This is a genomic window from Pseudomonas sp. JAI120, assembly GCF_014207255.1.
GTDB lineage: Bacteria > Pseudomonadota > Gammaproteobacteria > Pseudomonadales > Pseudomonadaceae > Aquipseudomonas.
The window spans coordinates 355,067-378,904 of record NZ_JACHCZ010000002.1; the positions used below are offsets into that span (position 1 = coordinate 355,067).

The following is a 23,838-nucleotide window of genomic DNA, read 5'->3' on the forward strand; positions in this document are numbered from 1 at the left end:
CCCGGTATGGATCGAAAAAGGCGCTGAGGTGGCGCCGAAGTGCTTGAAGATTAAGCCGGGGAAATGGGCCAAACAATCCGATAATCGACTCAGCGTTCGATTATCGAACGGATTGTTGGCAGGCTATCGATTGATCTCAGGTGGCATCCGCATGGCTGACCATGCCCTTGATGACAACAGCAGCAGTGGCCAGAGCGGCCGGAATCACCAGGGCGGTGAGCACCTGCTCGAAGTTCCAGCCCAGGCCCAGCAAGGTGGCACCCATCCACGCGCCGAGGATCGCGCCGAAACGGCCGATGCCAAGCATCCACGACACGCCGGTGGCGCGGCCTTGGGTCGGGTAGAAGCGCGCGGCCAGGGACGGCATCGCCGATTGCGCACCGTTGACGCACATCCCGGCGACCAGCACCAACGTGGCCAATAGGGTGATATTGCCCAGGCTCTGCCCTACCGCGTAGGCAAACACCCCGGCCAGCAGGTAGAAGGTGCCGATGACCTTGTGGGGATTGAACCGGTCCATCGCCCATCCCACGCCGACGGCGCTCAATACGCCACCAAACTGGAACAGCGCCCCGATGAAGGCGGCCTGCTCCATGCTGGCGCCGCTGTCGCGCATCAGGGTCGGCAACCAACTGGTCAGCAGGTACACGATCACCAGGCCCATGAAGTAAGTCAGCCACAACAACAAGGTGCCCGCGCTGTAGGTGCCGGAGAAGATCACCGCGAACACGTTGCGCGCCTTGACGGTTTTTTGTTCGGGCACGCTGAAGGCGGTGGCCTGGGCAACAATAGAAGGTTCGATCGGCGACAGGGTTTTGCGCACCTTGTCGGTGCCGCGGTTGCGCACCACCAGGTAACGTGCCGACTCCGGCAGCCACACCAGCAGTACCACGGCGAGGATCAATGGCAGGATGCCGCCAATCAGCAGCAGGCTATGCCAGCCGAACGCGGGGATCAGCTTGGCCGAGATAAACCCGCCACCGGCCATGCCCAGGTTGAAACCACAGAACATGCTGGTCACCAGCAGCGATTTGTGACGCTCGGGGGTGTATTCGGACAGCAGGGTCGTGGCGTTCGGCATACCGGCGCCCAGGCCCAACCCGGTGAGGAAGCGCAGCACCAGCAACTGGTCGACATTGCTGCTGTAGGCCGAGGCCAGGCTGAACGCGCCAAACACCAGCACGGCGCCCACCAGCACCACTTTACGGCCGAAGCGGTCGGCCAGCGGCCCGGAACCCAGCGCGCCGAACACCATGCCGATCAATGCGGCGCTCATCACCGGGCCAAGGCTGGCGCGGTCGATGCCCCAGTCCTGGGACAGCGCGGGTGCGATAAAACCCATGGCGGCGGTGTCGAGGCCATCGAGGAAAACGATGAGGAAACACAGGATCACCACGCGCCACTGATAACGGGACAGTGGCTGGGTGTTGATAAAGGACTGCACGTCCAGGGTGGTACCGACAGAAGGCTGATTCATTATTCTTATTCCACACCGATGGCGGGCCAACGGCCTGGGGCCGTCATTATTATTGGTGCGCCCTCAAGAGCGCTGCCGCACAGTAATAAGCAGGGGGAAACATCGTCAATTCATCAAGCGGGGATCTGTGCGGTCACCGAACACCTTAGGCAAACAGCTGCGCACTCAACTCACGGCTGGCACTGAGCATGCTCGGCAGGAAACGCTGCTCCAGCTCGCTGCGGCTGACCCGTCCCGCGTGGGTGCTGACATTGAGCGCCGCCAGCACCTGGCCCGACGCGTCATACACCGGCACGGCGATGGAGCGCAGGCCCTGTTCCAGTTCCTGGTCAACAATGCACCAGCCCTGCTGCCGCACCTGTTGCAGGCACTCGAACAAGGCTTCTGGGGTGGTCAGGGTGCGGCTGGTCTTGGTGGGCAGGTCAGCGTGGTCGAGGTAGTCCTGCAGCGAGGCATCATCCAATGCCGCGAGCAGGATGCGACCCATGGAGGTGCAATAGGCCGGCAACCGTCCGCCTACCGACAGGTCCACGGAAATCAGGCGCTGGGTGGTGGCCGAACGGGCGATGTAGAGGATGTCGTCGCCTTCGAGGGTGGCCATGTTGCAGGCTTCGTGCAGTTGCTCGCTCATGCGGTCCAGGTACGGCTGGGCCGACACCGCCAACGGCGTGGAGGACAGGTAGGCGTGGCCCAGGGTCAGGACTTTGGGCAGCAATGAATAGGTGCGCCCATCGGTGGTGGCGTAGCCGAGTTTGATCAGGGTATGCAGGCAGCGGCGTACGGCGGCGCGGGGGATTTCGGTGCGGTGGCTGATCTGGGCGATGGTCAGGTGGCGCTTGCGCTCCTGGAACGCCTGCACCACGGCCAGGCCGCGGGCCAGCGAGGTCATGAAGTCCGGGTCACCGGTAAACGCCTGGATACGCTTGGCCGGCGAGGCAACGATCGGCGGCGCCACTGACGCGAAAGAGTTGCGCAATTGATCGTTCATGCCAGGTTCCTTTCTCTTATTGTCAACCGCAGGGGATTGGGCTGCTATTACAAGCCGGGCCGGCCGTGATGCACAAGGCAGGCCCAGCAACATTGGGCGATTATCGGACAACCATGCGATTATCGCAATTTTGCACCTCGCCTGAAGCCGACCTCCCATTCATGCCATCGGATAATATTAAGCCGGTCATTTAATAGCGGGATCCCTTGTTGTATTTATGACGCCAGACTTTCAGCAAATACCGACGCGTCCGCGTAACAAAACACTCACACAAAGGTGACGCTTTTTAACTTTATGCCGATAGTGTTATTCAAATGCGCCGCTATAATGCACCCTGTGCGGAGGTCAACCCGGTTTCATATCGGGGCAGGGGCTCGCCAAACCATGCACAGGCCGTGCATGGGCGGTCGCAATTACCTGCCTGGAATGACTGCCACAACAGTGGCCTCTCGTTTCTATTTCAAACTTGAACACTTCATGGGTTCAATTTGGAACGGCCCGAGGCGGCATACAGGCATTAACGCTGCTACGTATTTACACTCAACTCAATTAGGTAACAATGTGACGAAAGATGAACTGCGCGCGGAACTTGAGCGCCAGGAGCAACGTTACAAGGATGTTTACGGCGGAGAAATCACCACCTACGCCGCCCAACCTGAACCTGAACGCAAACCATGGCGCAAGCGAGCCAGCCTGCTCGACCAGGCATTTGCCCAGGAAATCCAAAAGATTGAACAGGAACGCAAAGCCGAAGAGCCATAAGCGCTTCGGGTTTATCCCAGGGTCCTGGCTGGAATGCTGTCACTTAGCCAGCTTCCAGTCGGCCTAAATCTCACGATCACCTGTAAAATTTCATACAAATGTTTCAGGTATGACGATTTTATGACAAAACCCTGTCTTTTCCGCCCTGCGCTTTATAAATCAAAGACTTGCCAAAGGCCCGAAAACCCTGGGATCGCCAGCTTTCGCCCATGTCGATTCAATGAAGATTGTTACCGATGAGCAGCTAGTGCATCGATTACCGAGGTTTTCTGGCATAATCGCGCCCCCTTACGACCGGGTCAGAAAACCTTCATGATCGATTTATTCAGCGGACTGGATGCTTGGGTTCTCGTGAGCCTGTTGCTCGCCCTGGCCTTTGTCCTCGCCTTCGAGTTCATCAATGGCTTTCATGACACCGCTAACGCGGTGGCCACAGTCATCTATACCAAAGCCATGCCGCCGCATCTGGCCGTGTTCTTCTCCGGGGTGTTCAATTTCCTCGGCGTGTTGCTCGGCGGTGTCGGTGTCGCCTACGCCATCGTGCACTTGCTGCCCGTGGAGTTGCTGATCAATGTGAACACCGGCCATGGTTTGGCCATGGTCTTCTCGTTGTTAGCTGCGGCGATCACCTGGAACCTGGGCACCTGGTACTTCGGTATCCCCGCATCCAGCTCCCACACACTGATCGGTTCGATCCTTGGTGTCGGCCTGGCCAATGCCCTGATCAACGACATCCCCCTGGCTGACGGTGTGAACTGGCAGAAGGCCGTCGATATCGGCGCATCCCTGGTGTTCTCGCCGATGGCCGGCTTCCTGGTCGCAGCCCTGGTGCTGCTCGGCCTGAAATGGTGGCGTCCGCTGTCAAAGATGCACAAGACCCCGGACCAGCGCCGCAAGCTTGATGACAAGAAGCACCCGCCGTTCTGGAACCGCCTGGTCCTGGTGATTTCGGCCATGGCCGTGAGTTTCGTTCACGGCTCCAACGATGGCCAGAAAGGCATCGGCCTGATCATGCTGGTGTTGATCGGTATTGTGCCGGCGCAGTTCGTACTTGACCTGGGCAGCACCACCTACCAGATCGAGCGTACCCGCGATGCGACCGTGCATTTGAGCCAGTTCTACCAGCGTAACAACGATACGCTTGGCGAATTCCTGGCCCTGGGTAAAAGTGTGAAGGACGATCTGCCGGGCAAATTCCAGTGCAATCCGCAGCAGACCGAGCCCACCATCAACGCACTCGTGAGTACGTTGAAGGGTGTCTCCGACTACCACTCGTTGACCTCCGATCAGCGTATCGAAGTACGCCGCTACCTGCTGTGCCTGGACGACACCGCGAAAAAAGTCGGCAAGCTGCCGGGCCTGGAAGCGCGTGAGAAGTCCGACCTCGACAAGCTGCGCAAAGACCTGACCGCCACCACCGAGTACGCGCCGTTCTGGGTGATCCTCGCGGTCGCACTGGCCCTGGGCCTGGGCACCATGGTGGGTTGGAAGCGTGTGGTACTGACTATCGGTGAGAAGATCGGCAAGCAGGGCATGACCTATGCCCAGGGCATGTCGGCACAGATCACCACCGCCACGATGATTGGCTTTGCCAATATCTTCGCCCTGCCGGTCTCCACGACCCACGTACTGTCTTCCGGCGTGGCGGGCACCATGGTTGCCAACAAGAGCGGCCTGCAAGGTGGCACGGTCAAGACCATCCTGATGGCTTGGGTGTTGACGCTGCCTGCGACCGTAGGCCTCTCGGCCGGCTTGTTCTGGCTGGCCTCCAAGGCACTGGGCAACTGATAGCCAGGCGCTGAAAAAAAGGTGCGGCCTCTGTGAGGACCGCACCTTTTTTTATGGATATGAATTAACCGAGATCATTAAATACCAGGCAAAAAAAAAAGGCGACCGAAGTCGCCCAAAATGCCTTGCGTGCTCATGTAACCCGGAAAGACCTAAGGTTTTTTACGCTTGTTCGCGTCTTTCCAGATAAAAAATCCAAACCCTACAAAAAACAGCACCATGAGGCCTACAGTCAGCACTCCGGCGAATACCACATTGTCGATAAACATGACCGGCCTCCTGCACTTGCCTTGTTGCGATAGGGCTAAGTTAATGGAGAAGGCGGATTGAAAAATTGACAGGGATCAATGTTGCCCGCGACGGGGCGTAAAGCAGGGTAATAACTGACCTGCATCAATAGATGCAGGCCGTTTTAACGCTTTTTGGGTTTGTTCTTTGATTTTTTCTTGGCTTTACCTAAAGGCATCGCCTGTTCAAACGCCTGGCGCACTTCATTCAGGCGCTTGTCATTCAGGTCATGCACGCGCTTGGCGCGTTCGGCGTTCAGGTCGATCAGCTTGTCGTCATCACTCATGGCTTGGCTTACGTCGTGGCGAGTAAGGCTCAATAATGCGGACTCCTGCGCCCGACGGCAAATCAACCCGCGACAAATGGCAGGCCGTCGCCCAAAATCGGCACTTTTCACCCCTCCAGGAAGCGCATTCAGGTGGCACTGCATAAGGATCTTCCGCCGTTGCTGGCCCTGCGCGCCTTTGAGGCCGTGGCCCGGCACTTGAGCTTTATCAAGGCCGCGCAGGAATTGTCCGTGACCCAGAGCGCCCTGAGCCATCAGGTGCAAAAGCTCGAACAGCATCTGGGTAAACCGCTGTTTATCCGACGCACCCGTGCGATCGATCTGACTGCAGACGGCCAGCAGTACTACGATGAAATCCGTCCAGCCCTTGACGCCATTGCCATCGCGACCCGCGCCCAACGGGTGCTGCCCAGCGCCACGGTGTTACGTGTCGGCCTGCTGGCGTCTTTTGCCACCCTGTGGTTGGCGCCGCGCCTGGCCGGTTTTCTCAACCGCTATCCGCATATCCAGGTGGAGTTGCTGCCGGCGATTCAATTGGCCAACGTCGCAGGTGCCGAAGTCGACCTGGCCATTCGCTACGGCAAAGGCGACTGGCCCGACGTGCAGGCCACTCGGCTGATGCCGGAGGTGATCTCACCGGTGTGCAGCCCGGCATTCAAGGCCAGCCACCTGCACAACGGTGCGCTGTTGATGGCGACTTCGCACCGGCCTTTTGAGTGGACGGATTGGTCTCGGCATTATCAAGTCGACCTCAAGCACCATCCTCGCGTCATGCTCCACGACTACAACATCGTGGTCGAAGCCGCTGTGGCCGGCCAGGGCATTGCCATGGGCCGTCATCGCCTGATCCAACGCAGGCTCAATGACGGCAGCCTGGTGGAAGCCTTCGATTGGCCGCCCTATCACAGTGAAATAGGCTACTGGTTGATTGCACCGCAAGACACTGCCAATGACGCCGCGCGCTGTTTCAGCGAGTGGTTGAAGGAGATCTGCAGCGACGCGTGAGTTATTTCGATACGTCGCATGAGATCTATCCGTTTGTCGACAATCCCCCCTGCCCCACATGCTGAAACCTCCAGCCCCAAGAGGATTCACCATGAGCGACTCCCTCCGCCACCGCGTGCAAGCCCTTGGCCTGACGCTGCCGTCCCCCAGCCAGCCGATTGCCAACTACATCAACCATGTGGTCAGCCAGAACCAGCTGTTTATCTCCGGGCAAATCCCGCTGATAGACGGCAAACCCGCCTATGTCGGCCGCCTGGGCGAATCCCTCAGCGAGGAAGAAGGTGTCCAGGCGGCGGAGCTGGCCGCATTGAGCTTGCTCGCACAATTGAGCGACGCCCTGGGCGATGACCTGTCGCGCCTGGTGCGCATCCTGCGCCTGGGGGTGTTTATCGCCAGCAGCGGCGACTTCCAGCGCCAGGGCGCGGTGGCCAATGGAGCCTCCAACCTGCTGGTGAATGCCCTCGGCGAAAAGGGCCGTCATGTGCGCACGGCAGTGGGTGTTTCCAGCCTGCCGGCCGGCGTGGCGGTGGAGGTTGACGCGATTTTCGAGTTGCAACCGTGAGCCCGCTTGAAGTGCAACATCTGCGTGAGGGCACACCCGGCTGCCAATCGGGCATCGTGCACTTCAACCCTGCCGGCGCCTCATTACCAAGCCAGGCGACCCTCGACGCCATCATCGACCAACTGCAACGCGAAGCCCGTGACGGCCCGATGGAAGCCGGCGAATATGGCGCCGTGCTGGTGGAAAAAGCCCGCCGCGCGGCCGCGCAGTTGCTCAACGCGCCCACCCCGTCGATTGCCTTTGCCAGCAGCGGCTCGACCGCCTGGAGCATGGCGTTCCAGGCCTTGGACCCTTGGCAGCCGGGCGATCGCATTCTGGTAGGGCGCCACGAATGGGGCGGCAATCTGGCGAGCATGCAGTTGGCGGTGCAAGCCGGCGCGCGGGTGGAGGTCATCCCGTGCGATGCCACCGGCGCGGTTTGCCCCGTGGCATTGGACGCCATGATCGACCCGAACGTAAAACTGATCGACCTCACCTGGCTCCCCGCCAACGGCGGCCTGATCAACCCCGCCCAGGCCATCGGCGAAGTGGCCAGGCGTCATGGGATCGCCTACTTTATCGACGCCGGCCAAGCCGTCGGCCAGGTGCCGGTAGATGTGCAGGCGTTGCAGTGCGATGTGCTCAAAGCGGCCGGTCGCAAGCACCTGCGCGGGCCACGGGGCACGGCACTGCTGTACGTGCGGCCGGATTTCCTCCAGCACTTGAAACCGGCCCAACGCGACGTGTTTTCCGCCCCCTGGGCCGCCGATGGTTTCGACCTGCGCAACGACGCCCGGCGCTTTGAAACCAGCGAGGCGTCGTTTGCCCTGTTGGCGGGCTTGGGCAATGCGCTGCAGGAGATGAATCAATTGGGGATCGAGCGGGTGTGGGAAAGGGTCACGCAAACCAGTAGGCGAATCCGCCAAGCATTGCGTGAGATTCCGGGTATTTCCCTGCATGACCTGGGCACGGTTCAATCAGGCTTGATCGCCTTCAACCTCGCCGGTTGGGACGCCTTCGAGCTCAAACGGCGATTGGGGTTGAAGCGGATCAATATTGGCGCTAACGGCGTGGCCTACACCCCGTTGGATATGCAGGCCCGTGGCCTGACCAGCATTGCGCGGATCTCCGTCAGCCCGCTCAACAACGATGACGACATCGCGTTGCTGATGACGGCCCTGCGGGAACTGCGGGGCTAAACCTCCACGTCCACCCACAAGCCCTGGCGCGGCGCGTCTTCGATCAGCGGCACAACCGGTACGGTGTTGTCGGCATTGAGCAGGTCGCCCGGGATCGCCAAGTGTTGATCCGGGTCTTCATCGGCTTCGCGCCGGCGTTTCTGCTGTTCCTGCTGGCGGCGTTGTTCCTCGCGCAGCAAAAAGGTCGACTGCTCGGCATCGCCCTTTTTCAGGTCGATGGTGCTTTCGTTGGAGCCCGCTTGCACAGGGACCACGGGCGGAATATCGGGTTTCTGGCGGACCGGGTCGAGTTGCGACGTAACCGGTACGACGCTGACGGGCAGCATAGGTGGAAGCATAATAGTTGTTCTCCTGTCAGCAGGCTGTCGGCGGGCCGCGTGGCGACTTGAGCGCAGGTTCGTCAACCTGTGACCCAGTCGACACTCACAAGTGCCCGCCACCCGTCGATTCTGCGCTCACCCGGCCACTCAAACGGCGTAGTTTTTGTCAGAGTCCTTGGGCGTGGGGCCTTGTTCCGTTAAGATAGTCGGCTTTTTCACGGCGGGAGTCAGGCAGCATGGCGCAGCAGTATCAACCGGGGCAACGCTGGATTAGTGACAGCGAAGCAGAGCTGGGGTTAGGCACCGTTCTGGCACAGGACGGCCGCTTATTGACCGTGCTCTATCCGGCCACTGGCGACACCCGCCAGTATGCGCTACGGAATGCGCCCCTCACCCGCGTGAGGTTCTCGCCGGGTGACTCCATCACCCATTTCGAAGGCTGGAAAATGACCGTACAGGAAGTCGACGACGTCGACGGCCTGCTGGTCTACCACGGCCTCAATGGGCAGAACGAGCAGGTCACCCTGCCGGAAACCCAGCTCTCCAACTTTATCCAGTTCCGCCTGGCCAGCGACCGTCTGTTCGCCGGGCAGATCGACCCGCTGGCCTGGTTCTCGCTGCGCTATCACACCCTGGAACACACCAGCCGCCAATTGCAATCCTCGCTGTGGGGCCTGGGTGGCGTGCGTGCGCAACCTATTGCCCACCAATTGCATATCGCCCGTGAAGTCGCTGACCGTATCGCGCCACGGGTTTTGCTGGCGGACGAAGTGGGCCTGGGCAAGACCATCGAAGCCGGCCTGGTGATCCATCGCCAACTGCTCTCGGGCCGTGCCAACCGCGTACTGATCCTGGTACCGGAAAACCTGCAGCACCAGTGGCTGGTGGAAATGCGCCGCCGCTTCAACCTGCAAGTGGCGCTGTTCGATGAAGAACGCTTTATCGAAAGCGATGCCGCCAATCCGTTCGAAGACACCCAACTGGCCCTGGTCGCGCTGGAATGGCTGGTGGACGATGAGAAAGCCCAGGACGCGCTGTTCGCCGCCGGCTGGGACCTGATGGTGGTCGATGAAGCCCACCACTTGGTGTGGCATGAAGACAAAGCCAGCCCGGAATACAGCCTGGTCGAACAACTCGCCGAGGTCATCCCGGGCGTGTTGCTGCTCACCGCCACCCCGGAACAACTGGGCCAGGACAGCCACTTCGCGCGCCTGCGCCTGCTGGACCCCAACCGTTTCCACGACCTGCACGCCTTCCGCGCCGAAAGCGAGAACTATCGCCCGGTGGCCGAAGCCGTGCAGGAGCTGCTCGACAAGGGCCGCCTCTCCCCCGCCGCGCACAAGACTATCCAGGGCTTCCTCGGCAACGAAGGTGAAGCGCTGCTGACCGCCGTCAACGATGGCGACGCCGAAGCCAGCGCACGCCTGGTGCGTGAACTGCTCGACCGCCACGGCACCGGCCGCGTGCTGTTCCGTAACACCCGTGCCGCCGTGCAGGGCTTCCCGGAGCGTAAGCTGCACGCCTACCCGCTGCCGAACCCGGACGAATACCTCGAGTTGCCCCTGGGCGAACACGCCGAGCTGTACCCGGAAGTCAGCTTCCAGTCGCAACCGGACATCGACGAAGAAAACCGCTGGTGGCGCTTCGACCCGCGCGTCGAGTGGCTGATCGACCAGTTGAAAATGCTCAAGCGCACCAAGGTCCTGGTGATCTGCGCCCACGCCGAAACCGCCATGGACCTGGAAGACGCCTTGCGCGTTCGCTCCGGCATCCCGGCCACGGTGTTCCACGAGGGCATGAACATCCTCGAGCGTGACCGCGCCGCCGCCTACTTCGCCGATGAAGAATTCGGCGCCCAGGTGCTGATCTGCTCGGAAATCGGCAGTGAAGGCCGCAACTTCCAGTTCTCCCACCACCTGGTGCTGTTCGACCTGCCGTCCCACCCCGACCTGCTGGAACAGCGGATCGGCCGTCTGGACCGGATCGGCCAGAAGCATGTGATCGAACTGCACGTGCCGTACCTGGAAACCAGCCCGCAACAGCGCCTGTTCCAGTGGTACCACGAAGCGCTGAACGCGTTCCTCAACACCTGCCCGACCGGCAACGCCTTGCAGCATCAGTTCGGCCCGCGCCTGCTGCCACTGCTGGAAAATGCCGACGACAGCGAGTGGCAAGCCCTGATCGACGAGGCCCGTGCCGAGCGCGAGCGCCTGGAACAGGAACTGCACACCGGCCGCGACCGCTTGCTGGAGCTCAACTCCGGCGGTGCCGGTGAAGGCGATGCGCTGGTGGAGGACATCCTCGAGCAGGACGACCAGTTCGCCCTGCCGATCTACATGGAAACCCTGTTCGACGCATTCGGCATCGACAGCGAAGACCATTCGGAAAACGCGCTGATCCTCAAGCCAAGCGAGAAGATGCTCGACGCCAGCTTCCCCCTGGGCGACGACGAAGGCGTGACCATCACCTACGACCGTAACCAGGCGCTGTCCCGTGAAGACATGCAGTTCATCACCTGGGAACACCCGATGGTGCAGGGCGGCATGGACCTGGTGCTGTCCGGCTCCATGGGCAACACCGCCGTGGCGCTGATCAAGAACAAGGCGCTCAAGCCAGGCACCGTGTTGCTGGAACTGCTTTACGTCAGCGAAGTGGTCGCGCCGCGCGCGCTGCAATTGGGCCGCTACCTGCCGCCGGCGGCACTGCGCTGCCTGCTGGATGCCAATGGCAACGACCTGTCCGGCCGCGTCTCGTTCGAAACCTTGAACGACCAGCTGGAAAGCGTGCCACGGGCCAGCGCCAACAAGTTCGTGCAGGCCCAGCGCGATCAACTCACACCGCGGATCAACGCCGGTGAAGAGAAGATCACGCCGCGTCACGCCGAACGTGTGGCCGAAGCCAAACGTCGCCTGGCGGCAGACACCGACGAAGAACTGGCGCGCCTGACCGCGTTGCAAGCGGTCAACCCGACCGTACGCGACAGCGAGTTGGTCGCCCTGCGCAACCAACGCGAGCAAGGCCTGGCCATGCTCGACAAGGCTGCGCTGCGACTGGAAGCCATTCGGGTGTTGGTAGCGGGTTGATTACCGCCCTGCCCTGTTGAATAGAGGCCCGCGCAATGCGGGCCTTTTTTATTCACTTGAGCACAGCTTTGGCTTTGCGGGCCTCATCGGGGGGCAAGCCCCCTCCCACATTGATCAGTGCTCGACATGACAACTCGGTCAACTGTGGGAGGGGGCTTGTCCCGGCACAGTCACCGCGGTTTCAAGCCGTCGCTGCCGCAGCCGGCACCTCAACAGCCACCAATCCCTCCTTCATCCGCTTGGCATCACGCACAAAACTGCGTGACGCCTGGAACAGAAACAACATGGTCAGGAACAGCGCCACCGGAATCAGGTACATGGCGTCGTGCAAGCCCACTGCCTTGTAAGCCTCAGTCATCTGCTCCGCCCCCGCCGCATACATCGCCGCATGGGCAAAATGGTCGGACAGCCCGCCCACCACAATCGGCCCCATGCCTCCGCCCAGCAAGTACAAGCCGGCAAAGAACAACGCCATCGCCGTAGCCCGCAGGCGCGGCTCGACCACGTCCTGGATCGCCGTGTACACACAGGTGTAGAAGTTATACGCAAACAACCAGCCCACACTGAACAGCGCCACAAACACACCGATCTCGATGCGCCCGGCATGCAAGGCCCAGGCGGTGGTGACGGTGGAGATGATCAGGCTGCACGCCGCAAACAGCAGTCGGCCATTGGCAACGCGCTGATGGATCTTGTCGGCAATCCAGCCACCCAAGGTCAGGCCCACCAGGCCGGTCAACCCGACAATGACGCCAGTGGCGACCGCCGCGTCCTGCAGTGGCATGAGGAAATAGCGCTGCAGCATCGGCACCAGGAATGAATTGCACGCGTAGGTGGCGAAGTTGAAGCACAACCCGGCCAGCACCAGCCACAGGAAGGTCGGCACGGCCAGCACGCGGCGGATCGGGCGGTCGACGCGCTCCTGGGAGACTTGTACGGCTTCGGCGGCGCCGCGCTTGGGTTCCTTGATATAGAACATGAACACCGCAAGGATCAGCCCCGGCACGGCGGCGATAAAGAATGGCGCGCGCCAGCTGTCGAACGCCTTGACCATCCAGCCGATGGTGAAGAACGCCAGCAACAGGCCCAAAGGCAGGCCCAACATGAAAATCCCCATGGCCCGGGCACGACGGTGTGCCGGGAACAGGTCGCCAATCAGCGAGTTGGCAGCCGGCGCATAGCTGGCTTCACCGATACCGATGCCCATGCGCACCAGCAAAAACGTCCAGAAACTGCCAACCAGGCCGTTGACCGCTGTCAGCCCGCTCCACGCGAACAGGCCCCAGCCCATCAGCTTGCTGCGCGAGCCGGTATCGGCCAGACGCCCCAGCGGCAGGCCGGCAATGGCGTAGACGATGGTAAAGGCGGTGCCGATGATGCCGAGCTGGAAGTCGCTCAGGTGCCATTCCATGCGGATCGGCTCGATGATGATCGCCGGAATGGTGCGGTCGAAGAAGTTGAACAGGTTGGCGAGGAACAGCAGGAACAGAATGCGCCAGGCATTCGCCGCTTGGGTCGAGTTCTGCATGGGTCCGTCTCTTTTATTGTTATGAGAGCTGCGATGCCCGATGCATCCCGCCCGGAACCTGCAACATAGTCAGGCGAGCCGTGGTTGTCTGTAATGATTCGTAAAGCTGATAGGGCATGATTTCACCCGTCACTACGGGACTTTGCCGACAAAAATATAAGTGCATGCCCCCCTTCCCAACGGCCATGACCCGATTAGAATGGCGAGCCTTCCCGAACCACTCTCCCCTTACCTTTCTTAATCGAAGACGCCCATGTCCGAAGCCAGTCCGTGTCTGAATTGCGGTGCCTGCTGTTCACACTTTCGTGTGTCTTTCTTCTGGGGTGAGTGCGCCTCCTCGGGGGGCACGGTGCCCGATGACCTGGTGGTGCAGATCAACCCCACCCGCGTGGCCATGATCGGCACCGACCAGAAACCCGCACGCTGCTGCAGCCTGGAGGGCAACGTGGGCCAGGCCACCAGTTGCTCAATTTATGAGCAGCGCTCCAGTGTGTGCCGCGAGTTCGATTCGTCCTGGAGCCAAGGCGTGCAGAACGTCGACTGCGATGCCGCCCGCGCAGCATTTGGCCTCGCCCCCCTGGAGCAACCTTTCGAACTGATCCTGCCCCTCAGCGCTTAGCATTAAACGCTATTAACGACATGCCAAAATCATAGCGAGCAAAATGCCATTATCGATGGCGAATCCCCCGAGGCTTCTATACTCGACCTCATAGGTCATCGCCTGAGGCTGTGACGTGACGCTATGACGGGACATGCTATGGAATGGCTAGGTCTGCACTTTTTTACCGACCTCCCCGCGAACGGGCACTTATTACTCAATTGCAGTCATAACCCGTTCCTGGTGCTGCTGGCCTATCTGGTCGCCTGTGCGGCAGGTTTCGGCACCCTGGATATGGCCGAACGAGTCGGCAATGTCGAAGACCCCACCCCTCGCCGCCACTGGCGCTGGCTGGGGGCCGGTTGCCTGGCAGGTGGTATCTGGTCCACTCACTTCATCAGCATGCTGGCTTTCCAGGCCCCCATCGCAATTCACTACGAACTGTTCATGACGTTCGCCTCGCTGATCATCGCCCTGATCGCTTCGCTGTTCGCCATGCAAACCCTCAGTCACAACCACCTGCGGTTTAACCAATACCTGCTGGCATCGGTATGGATGGGTATCGGCATTGCCTTGATGCATTACGTCGGCATGTCGGCCATGCGCTCCCAAGCCCAGGCGTATTTCGAGTCGAGACTGCTCCTCGCCTCGGTGGGCATCGCCATTGGCGCCAGCCTCGCCGCATTGCTGCTGTCGAGCTACCTGCGCACCGGCGCCGGGGTCTTCCATCAACTGCTCAAATACGCCGCAAGCCTGATATTGGGCGCGGGCATTATCAGCATGCACTTTACCGGCATGGCCGCCATGCAACTGATAGTCCCCACGGGGGCCGACCTCTCATTACCGCTGGATAACAACCCCATCCAGCTGGGCCTGTCGGTCGCCGTGATCACCCTGCTGGTGATCGGCAGCAGCATCAGCGCCGCGCTGGCGGACAAGAAGCTGCAGCACAAGGAGCGCGACCTGCGTCGGGTCAACGCGCTGCTCAGCGAACTGGACCAGGCGCGCGCCTCCCTGCAACAGGTGGCCCATTACGACGCACTGACCAGCCTGCTTAATCGACGGGGTTTCAATCAGATTTTCGCGGAAAAGATCGCCGAAAAAACGGCTTCAAACGGCATGATGGCAGTTATTTTCCTCGATATAGATCACTTCAAGCGCATCAACGACAGCCTCGGCCATGACGCCGGGGATCAATTGCTCACCGTTCTGGCCAGCCATATCAAAGGCTCTGTGCGCAGCCATGCGGACGTGGTCGCCCGGTTTGGCGGCGATGAGTTCTGCATCCTGATCAGCGTTCATCACCGCGACGAAGCGCGACACCTGGCCCAGCGCATCATGCAGAAGATGAAGGATCCGATCGAACTGGCCGGTCGCCGTATGGTGATGACCACCAGTATCGGCATCAGCCTGTTTCCCGAGGATGGCCTGACCTGCGAAGAGCTGCTGAAAACCGCCGACCTGGCGCTGTACCAATCCAAGGATACGGGACGCAACAGCCTGAACTTCTTCAGCTCCAACCTGAAGACCCGAGCCTTCCTCGAACTGCAACTGGAAGAGGAGCTGCGCAGCGCCCTGCGTGCCCAGAACCAACTGGTGCTGTTCTACCAACCGATCTTTGACATGAAGCTGGGCAAGGTCACGCGCCTGGAGGCCCTGGTGCGCTGGCAGCATCCGCAACAGGGGCTGCTGGCCCCCGACCGGTTTATCGGGATTGCCGAAAGCAATGGGCTGATCGCCGAACTCGACCATTGGGTCTTGCGCCAGGCCTGCCATGACTTGAGCCTGCTCTCCGACCGAGGCTATACCGAACTGACCATGGCGGTGAATTGCTCGGCCCTGAACCTGGCCCGCGACGAAATGGCGGATGAGATCGAAAACGCGCTGCGCTTCAGCGGGATCGGCGCCAACCGCCTGGAGCTGGAAGTCACCGAAAATGCCTTGATGGGCAATATCAGCAGCACCTTGGCGCTGCTGCGGCAAATCCGCGCGCTGGGCGTGTCGCTGGCTATCGACGACTTCGGCACCGGCTACTCCTCCCTCGCCTACCTCAAGCGCCTGCCGCTCAACACCCTGAAGATCGATCGCTCGTTTATCCAGGATATTCCCAAGTCGACCGCCGACATCGAGATCGTCCAGGCGATTATCGGCATGGCCCATACCCTGCACCTGCAGGTGGTGACCGAAGGTGTGGAAACCCAGGCCCAGTTCGAATTGTTGCTCAAACATGGCTGTGATTTCGTCCAGGGCTACCTGTTGAGCCCGGCGGTCCCCGCCAGTGAAATAATTGGCGCAATGCAAGGTATCGACATACGCAATCCGCTCTACCCATTCAGCGTGGCGGGCACCAAGGACACCCGCCCGGGGAAAGAGTCCTCCCCTGGCCGCTCCGGATCCACCTCTATCGTCCGGCCAATTCGCTGACGTCGAATCTTTGGCATTTCGCCATCACTTACCTAAAGATCGCCGACGAACGGCCGATTCATTAGAGTCCGGCCAGGTTTTTCCTGAGCACACTGGGTAAGCCTGATCGTACCGGACAAGGACGCACTGTAAAGTCGCGAACTCCCATTCTGTGATGGCTATTTGATACTTTTTCAGCCATCCGCCCAGGTACATGGCGCACAATGACTTCTAAAAATAACTCTGGCACCGTGGTATCCGATGTGTTGCTCCCAGCTCCTGCGGAAAAGCCCTCAGGTTCAAAGTCATTGAGCACCGCACGCCCGCTGGCCACCCAGCAATACCTGTACTTCACCGAAACCAATACCGACCGCATCCTCGATAACCTCGACGGCCTGCGCGACATGGTGTTCCCGCGACCGCCTCACCTGGAAGGCGACAGCGAGCAGCACAGCGAGCAGGAATTCCCCTCGGTCTGCCTGATCGGCCTGGGCCGCTGCGGTTCGAACATCGCGCTGGACGTAGCGGAGTTGGTGTACAACGCGCGCAAGTTCTACCTCAACGAATTCAGCACTGAAGATAAATCCTTGGATAAGGGCTACAGCCCGGCCCAGTGGATTCGCAACAACCTGCGCCTGGGCGGCGGCAAGGCCAGCAAGCCGGTGTTCCTGGTGGAACCGCTGGTGATGCTGGGCGACCTGGACAAGGACATCGCCGGGCGTATCCGTTTCTCGCGCAAGGGCGAAAAAAGCGGCTTTCTGCGCGACTACAGCAAGATGAAAATCATGGACCTCTCCGAAGTCCATGCCGGTGGCGCCGGTAACGCGCCGATCCTCGGCCAGTACCTGGCCAAGATCATCCTCAACAAAGACACCCAGCGCTTTTCCAGCCCCGACTGGAAGATGATCCATTCGTACCTGATCGATTCCTGCGGCATCAAGGCCAATCAGTCGCGCCTGTACTTCTCGATCTTCAGCGCCGGCGGCGGTACCGGTTCGGGCATGGCCTCGGAATTCGGCCTGGCGCAGCAGCATTCGTACATGAACAAGACGTTCGACACCAAGCCCGCCGACGAGCACGACAGCAAGAGCGGCCACGCTTTCGTCTTCGAGCCGATCTTCACCAGCGGCATTTGTGTGCTGCCGAACATCTCCGACCACCGCAGCGAAATGTCCGAGGCACTGCACATCAACGCCGGACGCTTGCTGTGCAAATACCTTTCGGAAGAATGGGACTTCTCGTACAACTTCGACAATGAAGACAGCAGCGAAGCCAGCGTGAAGGGGCGTATCCGCCCGTGGAACGCGATGATGCTGATCTCCAACGACATCATGCGTTACGCCGAAGAGAGCGATGACGGCAATATCCAGAACATTGACGTCAATGCCATGGAAAAACACGCCAACCAGTACATCTCCCAGCAAATCTTCAACATCCTCACCGCCCAGGCCGTGACTACCGACTACGACCAGAACTACTTCCGTCGCGCCGGCATCGACATCGGCGAAACCATCCGCCTGGACGCCAATGACCTGTTCATGAGCCTGGCCGGGCCGGTGGCGATTGCCTACGCCGAATCCGTCGTACCGGAAACCCCGGCGCCGTCAAATGACAAGTTCAAAGTCTTCGAGAAAGAGCCCCAGCGCCTGAACATCGACGACCTGTTCTTCCGCTCCATCGACCTGCCGCATTTCAACAAGGTCACCCAGGCCATCGAAGGCATCAGCCTGTTGCCGATCGAGTCCAAGCGCTACAGGGCGTCCCTGGAGCAGTACAAGAACTCAGGCTACGACGCGGCGGCGCTGCACGACCTGCACTTCTTCAAGAACTGCTCGTCGGTGGTGTCCATCGTTTCGCTGCCCAAGGACTACAAGCTGTCCTACATGGACCTGAACCGGCTCAAGACCCACCTCAACAGCCTGTTCCCCAACACCACCCTCAAGCGCTATGCCCTGGTGATCGGCGCGTCGGCCAACCTGTCGCTGACCACCCTGATCGCCAAGAGCCCGTGCCTGTCGGATGACTTCCTGACGCTGATCGTGGCCTTCATCAAGCGGTGCTTCGCGCGCAACCCGTATCGCTTCGACGACACGCTGGATAACTCGATCCTGGATTTCATCATCCACGAGGACTTCGACGAAGACCGCATCGACGAACTGCTCAACGAGTTTGAAAACCCGGCGAAGATCCTCGATACCAATTGGTACGCGATCAAGCCGATGTATGAGAAGAAGTACCGCGAGTTGATCAACGACAAAGAGAAGTTCGTGTCGATCAATGACATTCGCCTGTCACGGGATTGCGTGAAGAAGGCGATCAAGTACCTGCGCGAGATCTACCGTCATCGCATTGGCAAGACCAAGGTTATTTCGTTGAATAACCATACGGGCAAGACCGCGTAAGCGTTTATGGCGAGGGAGATTGCTCCCTCGCCACGGTCCCTTAACACCCGGAAACAATTCCCACAACCTTTCGACCCGCGCAAAACTGTTCCCGTGACGTGCACGTCACCTTCGTGCTGTGATCTTTCTCCACGGCAAGATGCCATTACTGCGTTGGCGGTTACTCCAATACACACTTCGACGAGCAAAAAACACGCACATCTTTAGGGCATAAATTTCTTACGACGCCCTTTCCTGGATCAGTATCCAGGGCGAAACCACCACCGCCCACAAGCTCGGATCACGCTCCACCAAGTCCAATGCCCGCGTCGCAGACACTTCGCCCAGACTGCCGGAAGCCAGCCAGGCAGCGACTTTATCGCGGTTGTCTTCGGCCATTGCCTCTGCGGCCTCGATCAAATCCAGATCAGTATCGACCCACAATAGGGCACCCTTGGCAAAGAACGGTTCAAGCTCCTTCCAGGAAATTTCGGCGGTTTCACCGAGCAGCTTGGCATAGAGGGTGCTAGGTTCTTGCGTCATGGGAGTTCACCTGAGAAAAAATCGGCGCAATCATAACGTCGTACCTTTCCTATAAAAAGCCAGGTAGAAAAACCCAGTTGCAAATGAGTCATCGATAGAAAGTGTCAGGAAAGCCAAGGATTGCCCGATACTCTGGCATCAACCCGCCGCAATTCTGTCTTTTTCTTTCATTTAAGCGACACACCCGGGTTTTGCCCCCAGCAGCCAGCTTTTCAAGCGATCAACCGGCGCTCTACACTGTACCGGTACAGTTGCCAGGGCACTGCCGGGGGATATCCGAGATATCTGATCCGGTTCTACAGCTCACAAGGCCGCTAGAACTATAAAAAATACAACAGTAAGAGTGGAGCACTATGAATAAGGCTACTAAGCAGATTTCCAAACTGTTTGCCGCTATGGTCCTGGCTGGGGTTGCCGGCCATTCGTTCGCAGCTGACACCATCAAGATCGGCATCGCCGGTCCAAAGACTGGTCCTGTAACGCAATACGGCGACATGCAATTCATGGGTGCCAAGCAGGCCATCGCCGACATCAACGCCAAGGGCGGCGTCGACGGCAAAATGCTCGAAGCCAAGGAATACGACGACGCCTGCGATCCTAAACAAGCCGTGGCCGTTGCCAACAAAGTGGTCAACGACGGCGTCAAGTTCGTGGTCGGTCACCTCTGCTCCAGCTCCACTCAGCCAGCGTCCGATATCTATGAAGACGAAGGCGTAATCATGATTACCCCGGCGGCCACCAGCCCGGAAATCACCGCCCGTGGCTACAAGCTGATCTTCCGCACCATCGGCCTGGACAGCGCCCAGGGCCCAGCGGCCGGCAACTACATCGCCGACCACGTGAAGCCGAAAATCGTTGCCGTCCTGCACGACAAGCAGCAATACGGTGAAGGTATCGCCACCGCCGTCAAACAGACCCTCGAGAAGAAAGGCGTGAAGGTTGCCGTCTTCGAAGGCCTGAACGCCGGCGACAAAGACTTCTCCTCGATCATCCAGAAGCTCAAGCAAGCCAACGTCGACTTCGTCTACTACGGCGGCTACCACCCGGAGCTGGGCCTGATCCTGCGCCAGTCCAAGGAAAAAGGCCTGAACGCCAAGTTCATGGGTCCAGAGGGCGTCGGCAACGATTCCATCTCGCAAATCGCCCAGGGCGCTTCCGAAGGCCTGCTGGTGACCTTGCCTAAATCCTTCGATACCGACCCGGCCAACAAAGCCATCGTTGACGAGTTCGCCAAGAACAAGCAGGACCCAACCGGTCCGTTCGTGTTCCCGGCCTACTCAGCCATTGAAGTCATCGCCGGCGGCATTACTGCTGCCAAGAGCGAAGACACCGCCAAAGTGGCTGCCGCCATCCACGCGGGCACCTTCAAGACCCCTACCGGCGAGCTGAGCTTCGACGCCAAGGGCGACCTGAAGGACTTCAAGTTCGTGGTCTACGAATGGCACTTCGGCAAACCAAAAACCGAAGTTTCCCCTCAGTAAGCCAGGCGTTACTGGTCCAACAAGCCCACTGTGAGAGCAGTGGGTTTTGTTTTACGAGGTTTATGGGCCTGTCACCCGCGATCCGGGCGCTGGCTCACCTGAAAATCTTAAAACCGTCACCAGCGGTTCGCTGGCAAACGCTTTGTGCAAATGTGCTCACAGAACACAGCACGGGGCCGGAACATGACTCCACCAGTGAAATGCGTATCGGGTTTTTAGGAGCGCTGTAATGCCTGAGATCTATCATTTTTTCCAACAGCTGGTTAATGGCCTGACCATTGGCAGCACCTATGCCTTGATAGCCATTGGCTACACAATGGTTTACGGCATCATTGGAATGATTAACTTCGCCCATGGCGAGGTATACATGATTGGTTCCTACGTGGCCTTCATCGCCCTTGCCGGGCTGGCCATGATGGGTATCCACTCCCTGCCGCTGTTGATGACCGCCGCGTTCCTTGCGTCGATCGTCGTAACCAGTGCTTATGGCTACAGTATCGAGCGCGTTGCCTACCGTCCCTTGCGTGGCAGCAACCGTTTGATCCCGCTGATTTCCGCCATCGGCATGTCGATTTTCCTGCAGAACACCGTATTGCTGTCCCAGGACTCCAAGGATAAATCCATCCCCAACCTGATCCCGGGGAGCTTCTCCTTCGGTCCGGGCGGTGCGGAAGAAGTGCTGATTTCCTACATGCAGATCCTGGTCTTCGTCGTCACCCTGGTGGCCATGCTGGGCCTGACGCTGTTCATCTCCCGCTCCCGTCTGGGGCGCGCCTGCCGGGCCTGCGCCGAAGACATCAAGATGGCCAACCTGTTGGGCATCAACACCAACAACATCATCGCCCTGACCTTCGTGATCGGTGCCGCACTGGCAGCCGTCGCGGCGGTACTGCTGAGCATGCAGTACGGCGTGATCAACCCCAACGCCGGTTTCCTGGTAGGCCTCAAGGCCTTTACCGCAGCGGTATTGGGCGGCATCGGCAGTATTCCGGGCGCGATGCTCGGCGGTCTGGTGCTGGGGGTGGCCGAGGCGTTTGGTGCCGATATTTTCGGCGACCAATACAAGGACGTCGTGGCGTTCGGCCTGTTGGTCCTGGTGCTGTTGTTCCGTCCGACCGGCATCCTGGGCCGTCCGGAGGTTGAGAAAGTATGAGCAGATATCTTAAATCGGCGTTTTTCAGCGCCTTGCTGGTGTGGGCAGTGGCCTTCCCGGTACTCGGCCTCAAGCTGAGCATTGTCGGCATCAACCTGGAAGTGCATGGCACCGGTCCCGTGACCCTGACCATCATCGCCCTGTGTTCGGTGCTGATGTTCCTGCGCGTGCTGTTCACCCAGCAGGTCGGCGCTCTGTTCAAGCGCAACCGTGGCCCGTTGGTCTCGCCCAAGGTCAGCCAATTCCTGACCCTGCCGCGCACCCAGCGCTACATCATCATCGGCCTGATCGTGGCCGCGCTGATCTGGCCGTTCTTCGGCTCGCGCGGTGCGGTCGACATCGCCACCCTGATCCTGATCTACGTGTTGCTGGGCCTGGGCCTGAACATCGTGGTGGGCCTCGCCGGCCTGCTCGACCTGGGTTATGTGGGCTTCTACGCCGTGGGTGCCTACACCTATGCGCTGCTCTCGCACTACCTGGGCTGGAGCTTCTGGATCTGCCTGCCGCTGGCCGGCATGGCGGCGGCCACGTTCGGCTTCCTGCTGGGCTTCCCGGTGTTGCGCCTGCGCGGTGACTACCTGGCCATCGTGACCCTGGGCTTCGGAGAAATCATTCGTCTGTTCCTGCGCAACCTGACCGACATCACCGGTGGCCCCAACGGCATCAGCAGCATTCCCAAGCCGACCTTCTTCGGACTGTCGTTCGACCGCACCGCTGCCGAAGGCATGCAGACCTTCCACGAGTACTTCGGGATTGCCTACAACCCGGTGAGCAAAGTGGTGTTCCTGTACCTGGTGGCGCTGTTGCTGGCACTGGCGGCACTGTTCGTGATCAACCGCTTGCTGCGCATGCCCATCGGCCGTGCCTGGGAAGCGTTGCGCGAAGATGAAATCGCCTGCCGTGCCCTGGGCCTGAACCCGACCATCATCAAGCTCTCGGCCTTTACCCTGGGTGCCGCATTCGCCGGTTTTGCCGGCAGCTTCTTCGCCGCTCGCCAAGGCCTGGTGACCCCGGAGTCGTTCACCTTTATCGAGTCGGCGATCATCCTCGCCATCGTGGTATTGGGCGGCATGGGCTCGCAACTGGGCGTGATCCTGGCGGCGATCGTGATGATCCTGCTGCCGGAAATGATGCGTGAGTTCAGCGAATACCGCATGTTGATGTTCGGCGCCATGATGGTGCTGATGATGATCTGGCGACCTCAAGGCCTGCTGCCCATGCAACGTCCACACATGGAGCTGCGCAAATGAGCCGCGAGATCCTGAAAGTCGAAAACTTGAGCATGCGCTTCGGCGGTTTGCTGGCGGTCAACGGCGTGGCCCTGACCGTGAAAGAGAAACAGGTGGTTGCACTGATCGGCCCCAACGGCGCCGGCAAGACCACGGTGTTCAACTGCCTCACCGGTTTCTACAAACCGAGCGGTGGCAGCATCCTGCTGGACGGCCAGCCGATCCAGGGCCTGGCCGGTCACGAAATCGCTCGCAAGGGCGTGGTGCGGACCTTCCAGAACGTGCGGTTGTTCAAGGACATGACGGCGGTCGAGAACCTGCTGATCGCCCAGCATCGTCACCTGAACACCAACTTCTTTGCAGGCCTGTTCAAGACCCCGGCGTTTCGCAAGAGCGAGCGCGAGGCCATGGAATATGCGGAGTACTGGCTGGACAAGGTCAACCTCACCGAGTTCGCCAACCGCCCCGCCGGCACCCTGGCCTATGGTCAGCAACGTCGCCTGGAAATCGCCCGCTGCATGATGACCCGCCCGCGGATCCTGATGCTCGACGAACCGGCCGCCGGCCTGAACCCCAAGGAAACCGAAGACCTCAAGGCGCTGATCGGCGTGTTGCGTGAGGAAAACAACGCCACGGTGCTGTTGATCGAACACGACATGAAACTGGTCATGAGCATTTCCGACCATATCGTGGTGATCAACCAGGGCACGCCGCTGGCGGACGGGACGCCGGAGCAGATCCGCGGCAATCCTGAAGTGATCAAAGCCTATCTGGGGGAAGCGTAA

At 59.9% G+C, this 23,838-nt stretch carries 20 protein-coding genes; 13 read left to right on the forward strand and 7 right to left on the reverse strand.

Annotated elements, in window-relative coordinates:
* Window positions 1-136: 136 nt before the first annotated feature.
* Window positions 137-1,477 carry an MFS transporter gene (locus tag HDC32_RS13575; protein ID WP_092487752.1) on the reverse strand — a complete coding sequence of 447 codons (1,341 nt, stop codon included), beginning with the start codon at window positions 1,475-1,477 and terminating at the stop codon, window positions 137-139.
* 145 nt (window positions 1,478-1,622) lie between these two features.
* Entirely contained in the window at window positions 1,623-2,465 is an 843-nt protein-coding gene (gene pcaR / locus HDC32_RS13580; RefSeq protein ID WP_017530459.1) for a pca regulon transcriptional regulator PcaR, read from the reverse strand.
* 561 nt (window positions 2,466-3,026) lie between these two features.
* Between pcaR and HDC32_RS13585 the strand changes: the two genes are divergently transcribed.
* Both HDC32_RS13585 and HDC32_RS13590 read left to right on the forward strand, forming a co-directional pair.
* Window positions 3,027-3,227: a hypothetical protein gene (locus HDC32_RS13585; RefSeq protein WP_131697441.1), complete on the forward strand. Its 201-nt coding sequence runs from the start codon at window positions 3,027-3,029 to the stop codon at window positions 3,225-3,227.
* A 312-nt stretch (window positions 3,228-3,539) separates the two neighbouring features.
* Window positions 3,540-5,015, forward strand: a complete 1,476-nt coding sequence (locus tag HDC32_RS13590; protein ID WP_131697187.1) for an inorganic phosphate transporter — start codon at window positions 3,540-3,542, stop codon at window positions 5,013-5,015.
* A 152-nt stretch (window positions 5,016-5,167) separates the two neighbouring features.
* Here HDC32_RS13590 and ccoM read toward each other — a convergent pair whose 3' ends face one another.
* Together ccoM and HDC32_RS13595 are read right to left on the reverse strand one after the other, a co-directional pair.
* Window positions 5,168-5,284 carry a cytochrome c oxidase subunit CcoM gene (gene ccoM / locus HDC32_RS32240; protein WP_010563588.1) on the reverse strand — a complete coding sequence of 39 codons (117 nt, stop codon included), beginning with the start codon at window positions 5,282-5,284 and terminating at the stop codon, window positions 5,168-5,170.
* Between the two features lie 143 nt (window positions 5,285-5,427).
* Window positions 5,428-5,622 carry a hypothetical protein gene (locus HDC32_RS13595; protein WP_131697188.1) on the reverse strand — a complete coding sequence of 65 codons (195 nt, stop codon included), beginning with the start codon at window positions 5,620-5,622 and terminating at the stop codon, window positions 5,428-5,430.
* Between the two features lie 99 nt (window positions 5,623-5,721).
* Between HDC32_RS13595 and HDC32_RS13600 the strand changes: the two genes are divergently transcribed.
* From HDC32_RS13600 to HDC32_RS13610, 3 genes are all read left to right on the forward strand, one after another.
* The gene (locus HDC32_RS13600; RefSeq protein WP_184744414.1) at window positions 5,722-6,594 is read left to right on the forward strand and encodes a LysR substrate-binding domain-containing protein; all 873 of its coding nucleotides are present in this window, start codon (window positions 5,722-5,724) and stop codon (window positions 6,592-6,594) included.
* Window positions 6,595-6,685: 91 nt separating this feature from the next.
* A complete protein-coding gene (locus tag HDC32_RS13605) occupies window positions 6,686-7,156 on the forward strand; it encodes a RidA family protein (RefSeq protein WP_131697190.1) in 471 nt (156 codons plus the stop codon).
* Window positions 7,153-8,334: an aminotransferase class V-fold PLP-dependent enzyme gene (locus HDC32_RS13610; RefSeq protein ID WP_184744416.1), complete on the forward strand. Its 1,182-nt coding sequence runs from the start codon at window positions 7,153-7,155 to the stop codon at window positions 8,332-8,334. The genes HDC32_RS13605 and HDC32_RS13610 overlap by 4 nt, the downstream gene beginning before the upstream one ends.
* Here the strand turns inward: HDC32_RS13610 and HDC32_RS13615 are convergent.
* Window positions 8,331-8,672, reverse strand: coding sequence for an aspartate-semialdehyde dehydrogenase (locus HDC32_RS13615; RefSeq protein WP_065926412.1), 342 nt, complete (start codon window positions 8,670-8,672; stop codon window positions 8,331-8,333). The genes HDC32_RS13610 and HDC32_RS13615 overlap by 4 nt on opposite strands.
* Window positions 8,673-8,890: 218 nt before the next feature.
* On the opposite strand from HDC32_RS13615, the gene rapA reads away from it, so the two are divergent.
* A complete protein-coding gene (rapA, locus tag HDC32_RS13620; RefSeq protein ID WP_065926413.1) occupies window positions 8,891-11,737 on the forward strand; it encodes an RNA polymerase-associated protein RapA in 2,847 nt (948 codons plus the stop codon).
* A 181-nt stretch (window positions 11,738-11,918) separates the two neighbouring features.
* On the opposite strand, the gene HDC32_RS13625 is transcribed toward rapA, so the two are convergent.
* Window positions 11,919-13,265, reverse strand: a complete 1,347-nt coding sequence (locus tag HDC32_RS13625; protein ID WP_145334980.1) for an MFS transporter — start codon at window positions 13,263-13,265, stop codon at window positions 11,919-11,921.
* Between the two features lie 253 nt (window positions 13,266-13,518).
* On the opposite strand from HDC32_RS13625, the gene HDC32_RS13630 reads away from it, so the two are divergent.
* From HDC32_RS13630 to HDC32_RS13640, 3 genes are all read left to right on the forward strand, one after another.
* Window positions 13,519-13,884: a YkgJ family cysteine cluster protein gene (locus tag HDC32_RS13630; protein WP_131697193.1), complete on the forward strand. Its 366-nt coding sequence runs from the start codon at window positions 13,519-13,521 to the stop codon at window positions 13,882-13,884.
* A 138-nt stretch (window positions 13,885-14,022) separates the two neighbouring features.
* Window positions 14,023-16,287: a bifunctional diguanylate cyclase/phosphodiesterase gene (locus HDC32_RS13635; RefSeq protein WP_184744418.1), complete on the forward strand. Its 2,265-nt coding sequence runs from the start codon at window positions 14,023-14,025 to the stop codon at window positions 16,285-16,287.
* 203 nt (window positions 16,288-16,490) lie between these two features.
* Window positions 16,491-18,668, forward strand: coding sequence for a hypothetical protein (locus HDC32_RS13640; RefSeq protein ID WP_131697195.1), 2,178 nt, complete (start codon window positions 16,491-16,493; stop codon window positions 18,666-18,668).
* Window positions 18,669-18,887: 219 nt separating this feature from the next.
* On the opposite strand, the gene HDC32_RS13645 is transcribed toward HDC32_RS13640, so the two are convergent.
* Window positions 18,888-19,190 carry a DUF2288 domain-containing protein gene (locus tag HDC32_RS13645; RefSeq protein ID WP_184744420.1) on the reverse strand — a complete coding sequence of 101 codons (303 nt, stop codon included), beginning with the start codon at window positions 19,188-19,190 and terminating at the stop codon, window positions 18,888-18,890.
* Window positions 19,191-19,543: 353 nt separating this feature from the next.
* Between HDC32_RS13645 and HDC32_RS13650 the strand changes: the two genes are divergently transcribed.
* From HDC32_RS13650 to livG, 4 genes are all read left to right on the forward strand, one after another.
* On the forward strand, window positions 19,544-20,671 hold the full coding sequence (locus tag HDC32_RS13650) for a branched-chain amino acid ABC transporter substrate-binding protein (protein ID WP_090408372.1): 1,128 nt from the start codon (window positions 19,544-19,546) through the stop codon (window positions 20,669-20,671).
* Between the two features lie 229 nt (window positions 20,672-20,900).
* Window positions 20,901-21,824 (forward strand): high-affinity branched-chain amino acid ABC transporter permease LivH, encoded by a 924-nt coding sequence (gene livH, locus HDC32_RS13655; RefSeq protein ID WP_003172375.1) that lies wholly within the window; start codon window positions 20,901-20,903, stop codon window positions 21,822-21,824.
* Window positions 21,821-23,074, forward strand: a complete 1,254-nt coding sequence (locus HDC32_RS13660; RefSeq protein WP_131697197.1) for a high-affinity branched-chain amino acid ABC transporter permease LivM — start codon at window positions 21,821-21,823, stop codon at window positions 23,072-23,074. Before livH ends, HDC32_RS13660 begins: the two co-directional genes overlap by 4 nt.
* Complete coding sequence (livG, locus tag HDC32_RS13665; RefSeq protein WP_131697198.1) at window positions 23,071-23,838, forward strand: high-affinity branched-chain amino acid ABC transporter ATP-binding protein LivG; 768 nt, start codon at window positions 23,071-23,073, stop codon at window positions 23,836-23,838. Before HDC32_RS13660 ends, livG begins: the two co-directional genes overlap by 4 nt.

Coding starts and splice junctions, on each gene's coding strand:
- HDC32_RS13590 (WP_131697187.1), top strand. CDS start 3,540: ATGATCGATTTATTCAGCGGACTGGATGCTTGGGTTCTCGTGAGCCTG.
- ccoM (WP_010563588.1), bottom strand. CDS start 5,284: ATGTTTATCGACAATGTGGTATTCGCCGGAGTGCTGACTGTAGGCCTC.
- livH (WP_003172375.1), top strand. CDS start 20,901: ATGCCTGAGATCTATCATTTTTTCCAACAGCTGGTTAATGGCCTGACC.
- HDC32_RS13625 (WP_145334980.1), bottom strand. CDS start 13,265: ATGCAGAACTCGACCCAAGCGGCGAATGCCTGGCGCATTCTGTTCCTG.
- HDC32_RS13660 (WP_131697197.1), top strand. CDS start 21,821: ATGAGCAGATATCTTAAATCGGCGTTTTTCAGCGCCTTGCTGGTGTGG.
- HDC32_RS13650 (WP_090408372.1), top strand. CDS start 19,544: ATGAATAAGGCTACTAAGCAGATTTCCAAACTGTTTGCCGCTATGGTC.
- HDC32_RS13645 (WP_184744420.1), bottom strand. CDS start 19,190: ATGACGCAAGAACCTAGCACCCTCTATGCCAAGCTGCTCGGTGAAACC.
- livG (WP_131697198.1), top strand. CDS start 23,071: ATGAGCCGCGAGATCCTGAAAGTCGAAAACTTGAGCATGCGCTTCGGC.
- HDC32_RS13615 (WP_065926412.1), bottom strand. CDS start 8,672: ATGCTTCCACCTATGCTGCCCGTCAGCGTCGTACCGGTTACGTCGCAA.
- rapA (WP_065926413.1), top strand. CDS start 8,891: ATGGCGCAGCAGTATCAACCGGGGCAACGCTGGATTAGTGACAGCGAA.
- HDC32_RS13640 (WP_131697195.1), top strand. CDS start 16,491: ATGACTTCTAAAAATAACTCTGGCACCGTGGTATCCGATGTGTTGCTC.
- HDC32_RS13575 (WP_092487752.1), bottom strand. CDS start 1,477: ATGAATCAGCCTTCTGTCGGTACCACCCTGGACGTGCAGTCCTTTATC.
- HDC32_RS13630 (WP_131697193.1), top strand. CDS start 13,519: ATGTCCGAAGCCAGTCCGTGTCTGAATTGCGGTGCCTGCTGTTCACAC.
- HDC32_RS13605 (WP_131697190.1), top strand. CDS start 6,686: ATGAGCGACTCCCTCCGCCACCGCGTGCAAGCCCTTGGCCTGACGCTG.
- HDC32_RS13635 (WP_184744418.1), top strand. CDS start 14,023: ATGGAATGGCTAGGTCTGCACTTTTTTACCGACCTCCCCGCGAACGGG.
- pcaR (WP_017530459.1), bottom strand. CDS start 2,465: ATGAACGATCAATTGCGCAACTCTTTCGCGTCAGTGGCGCCGCCGATC.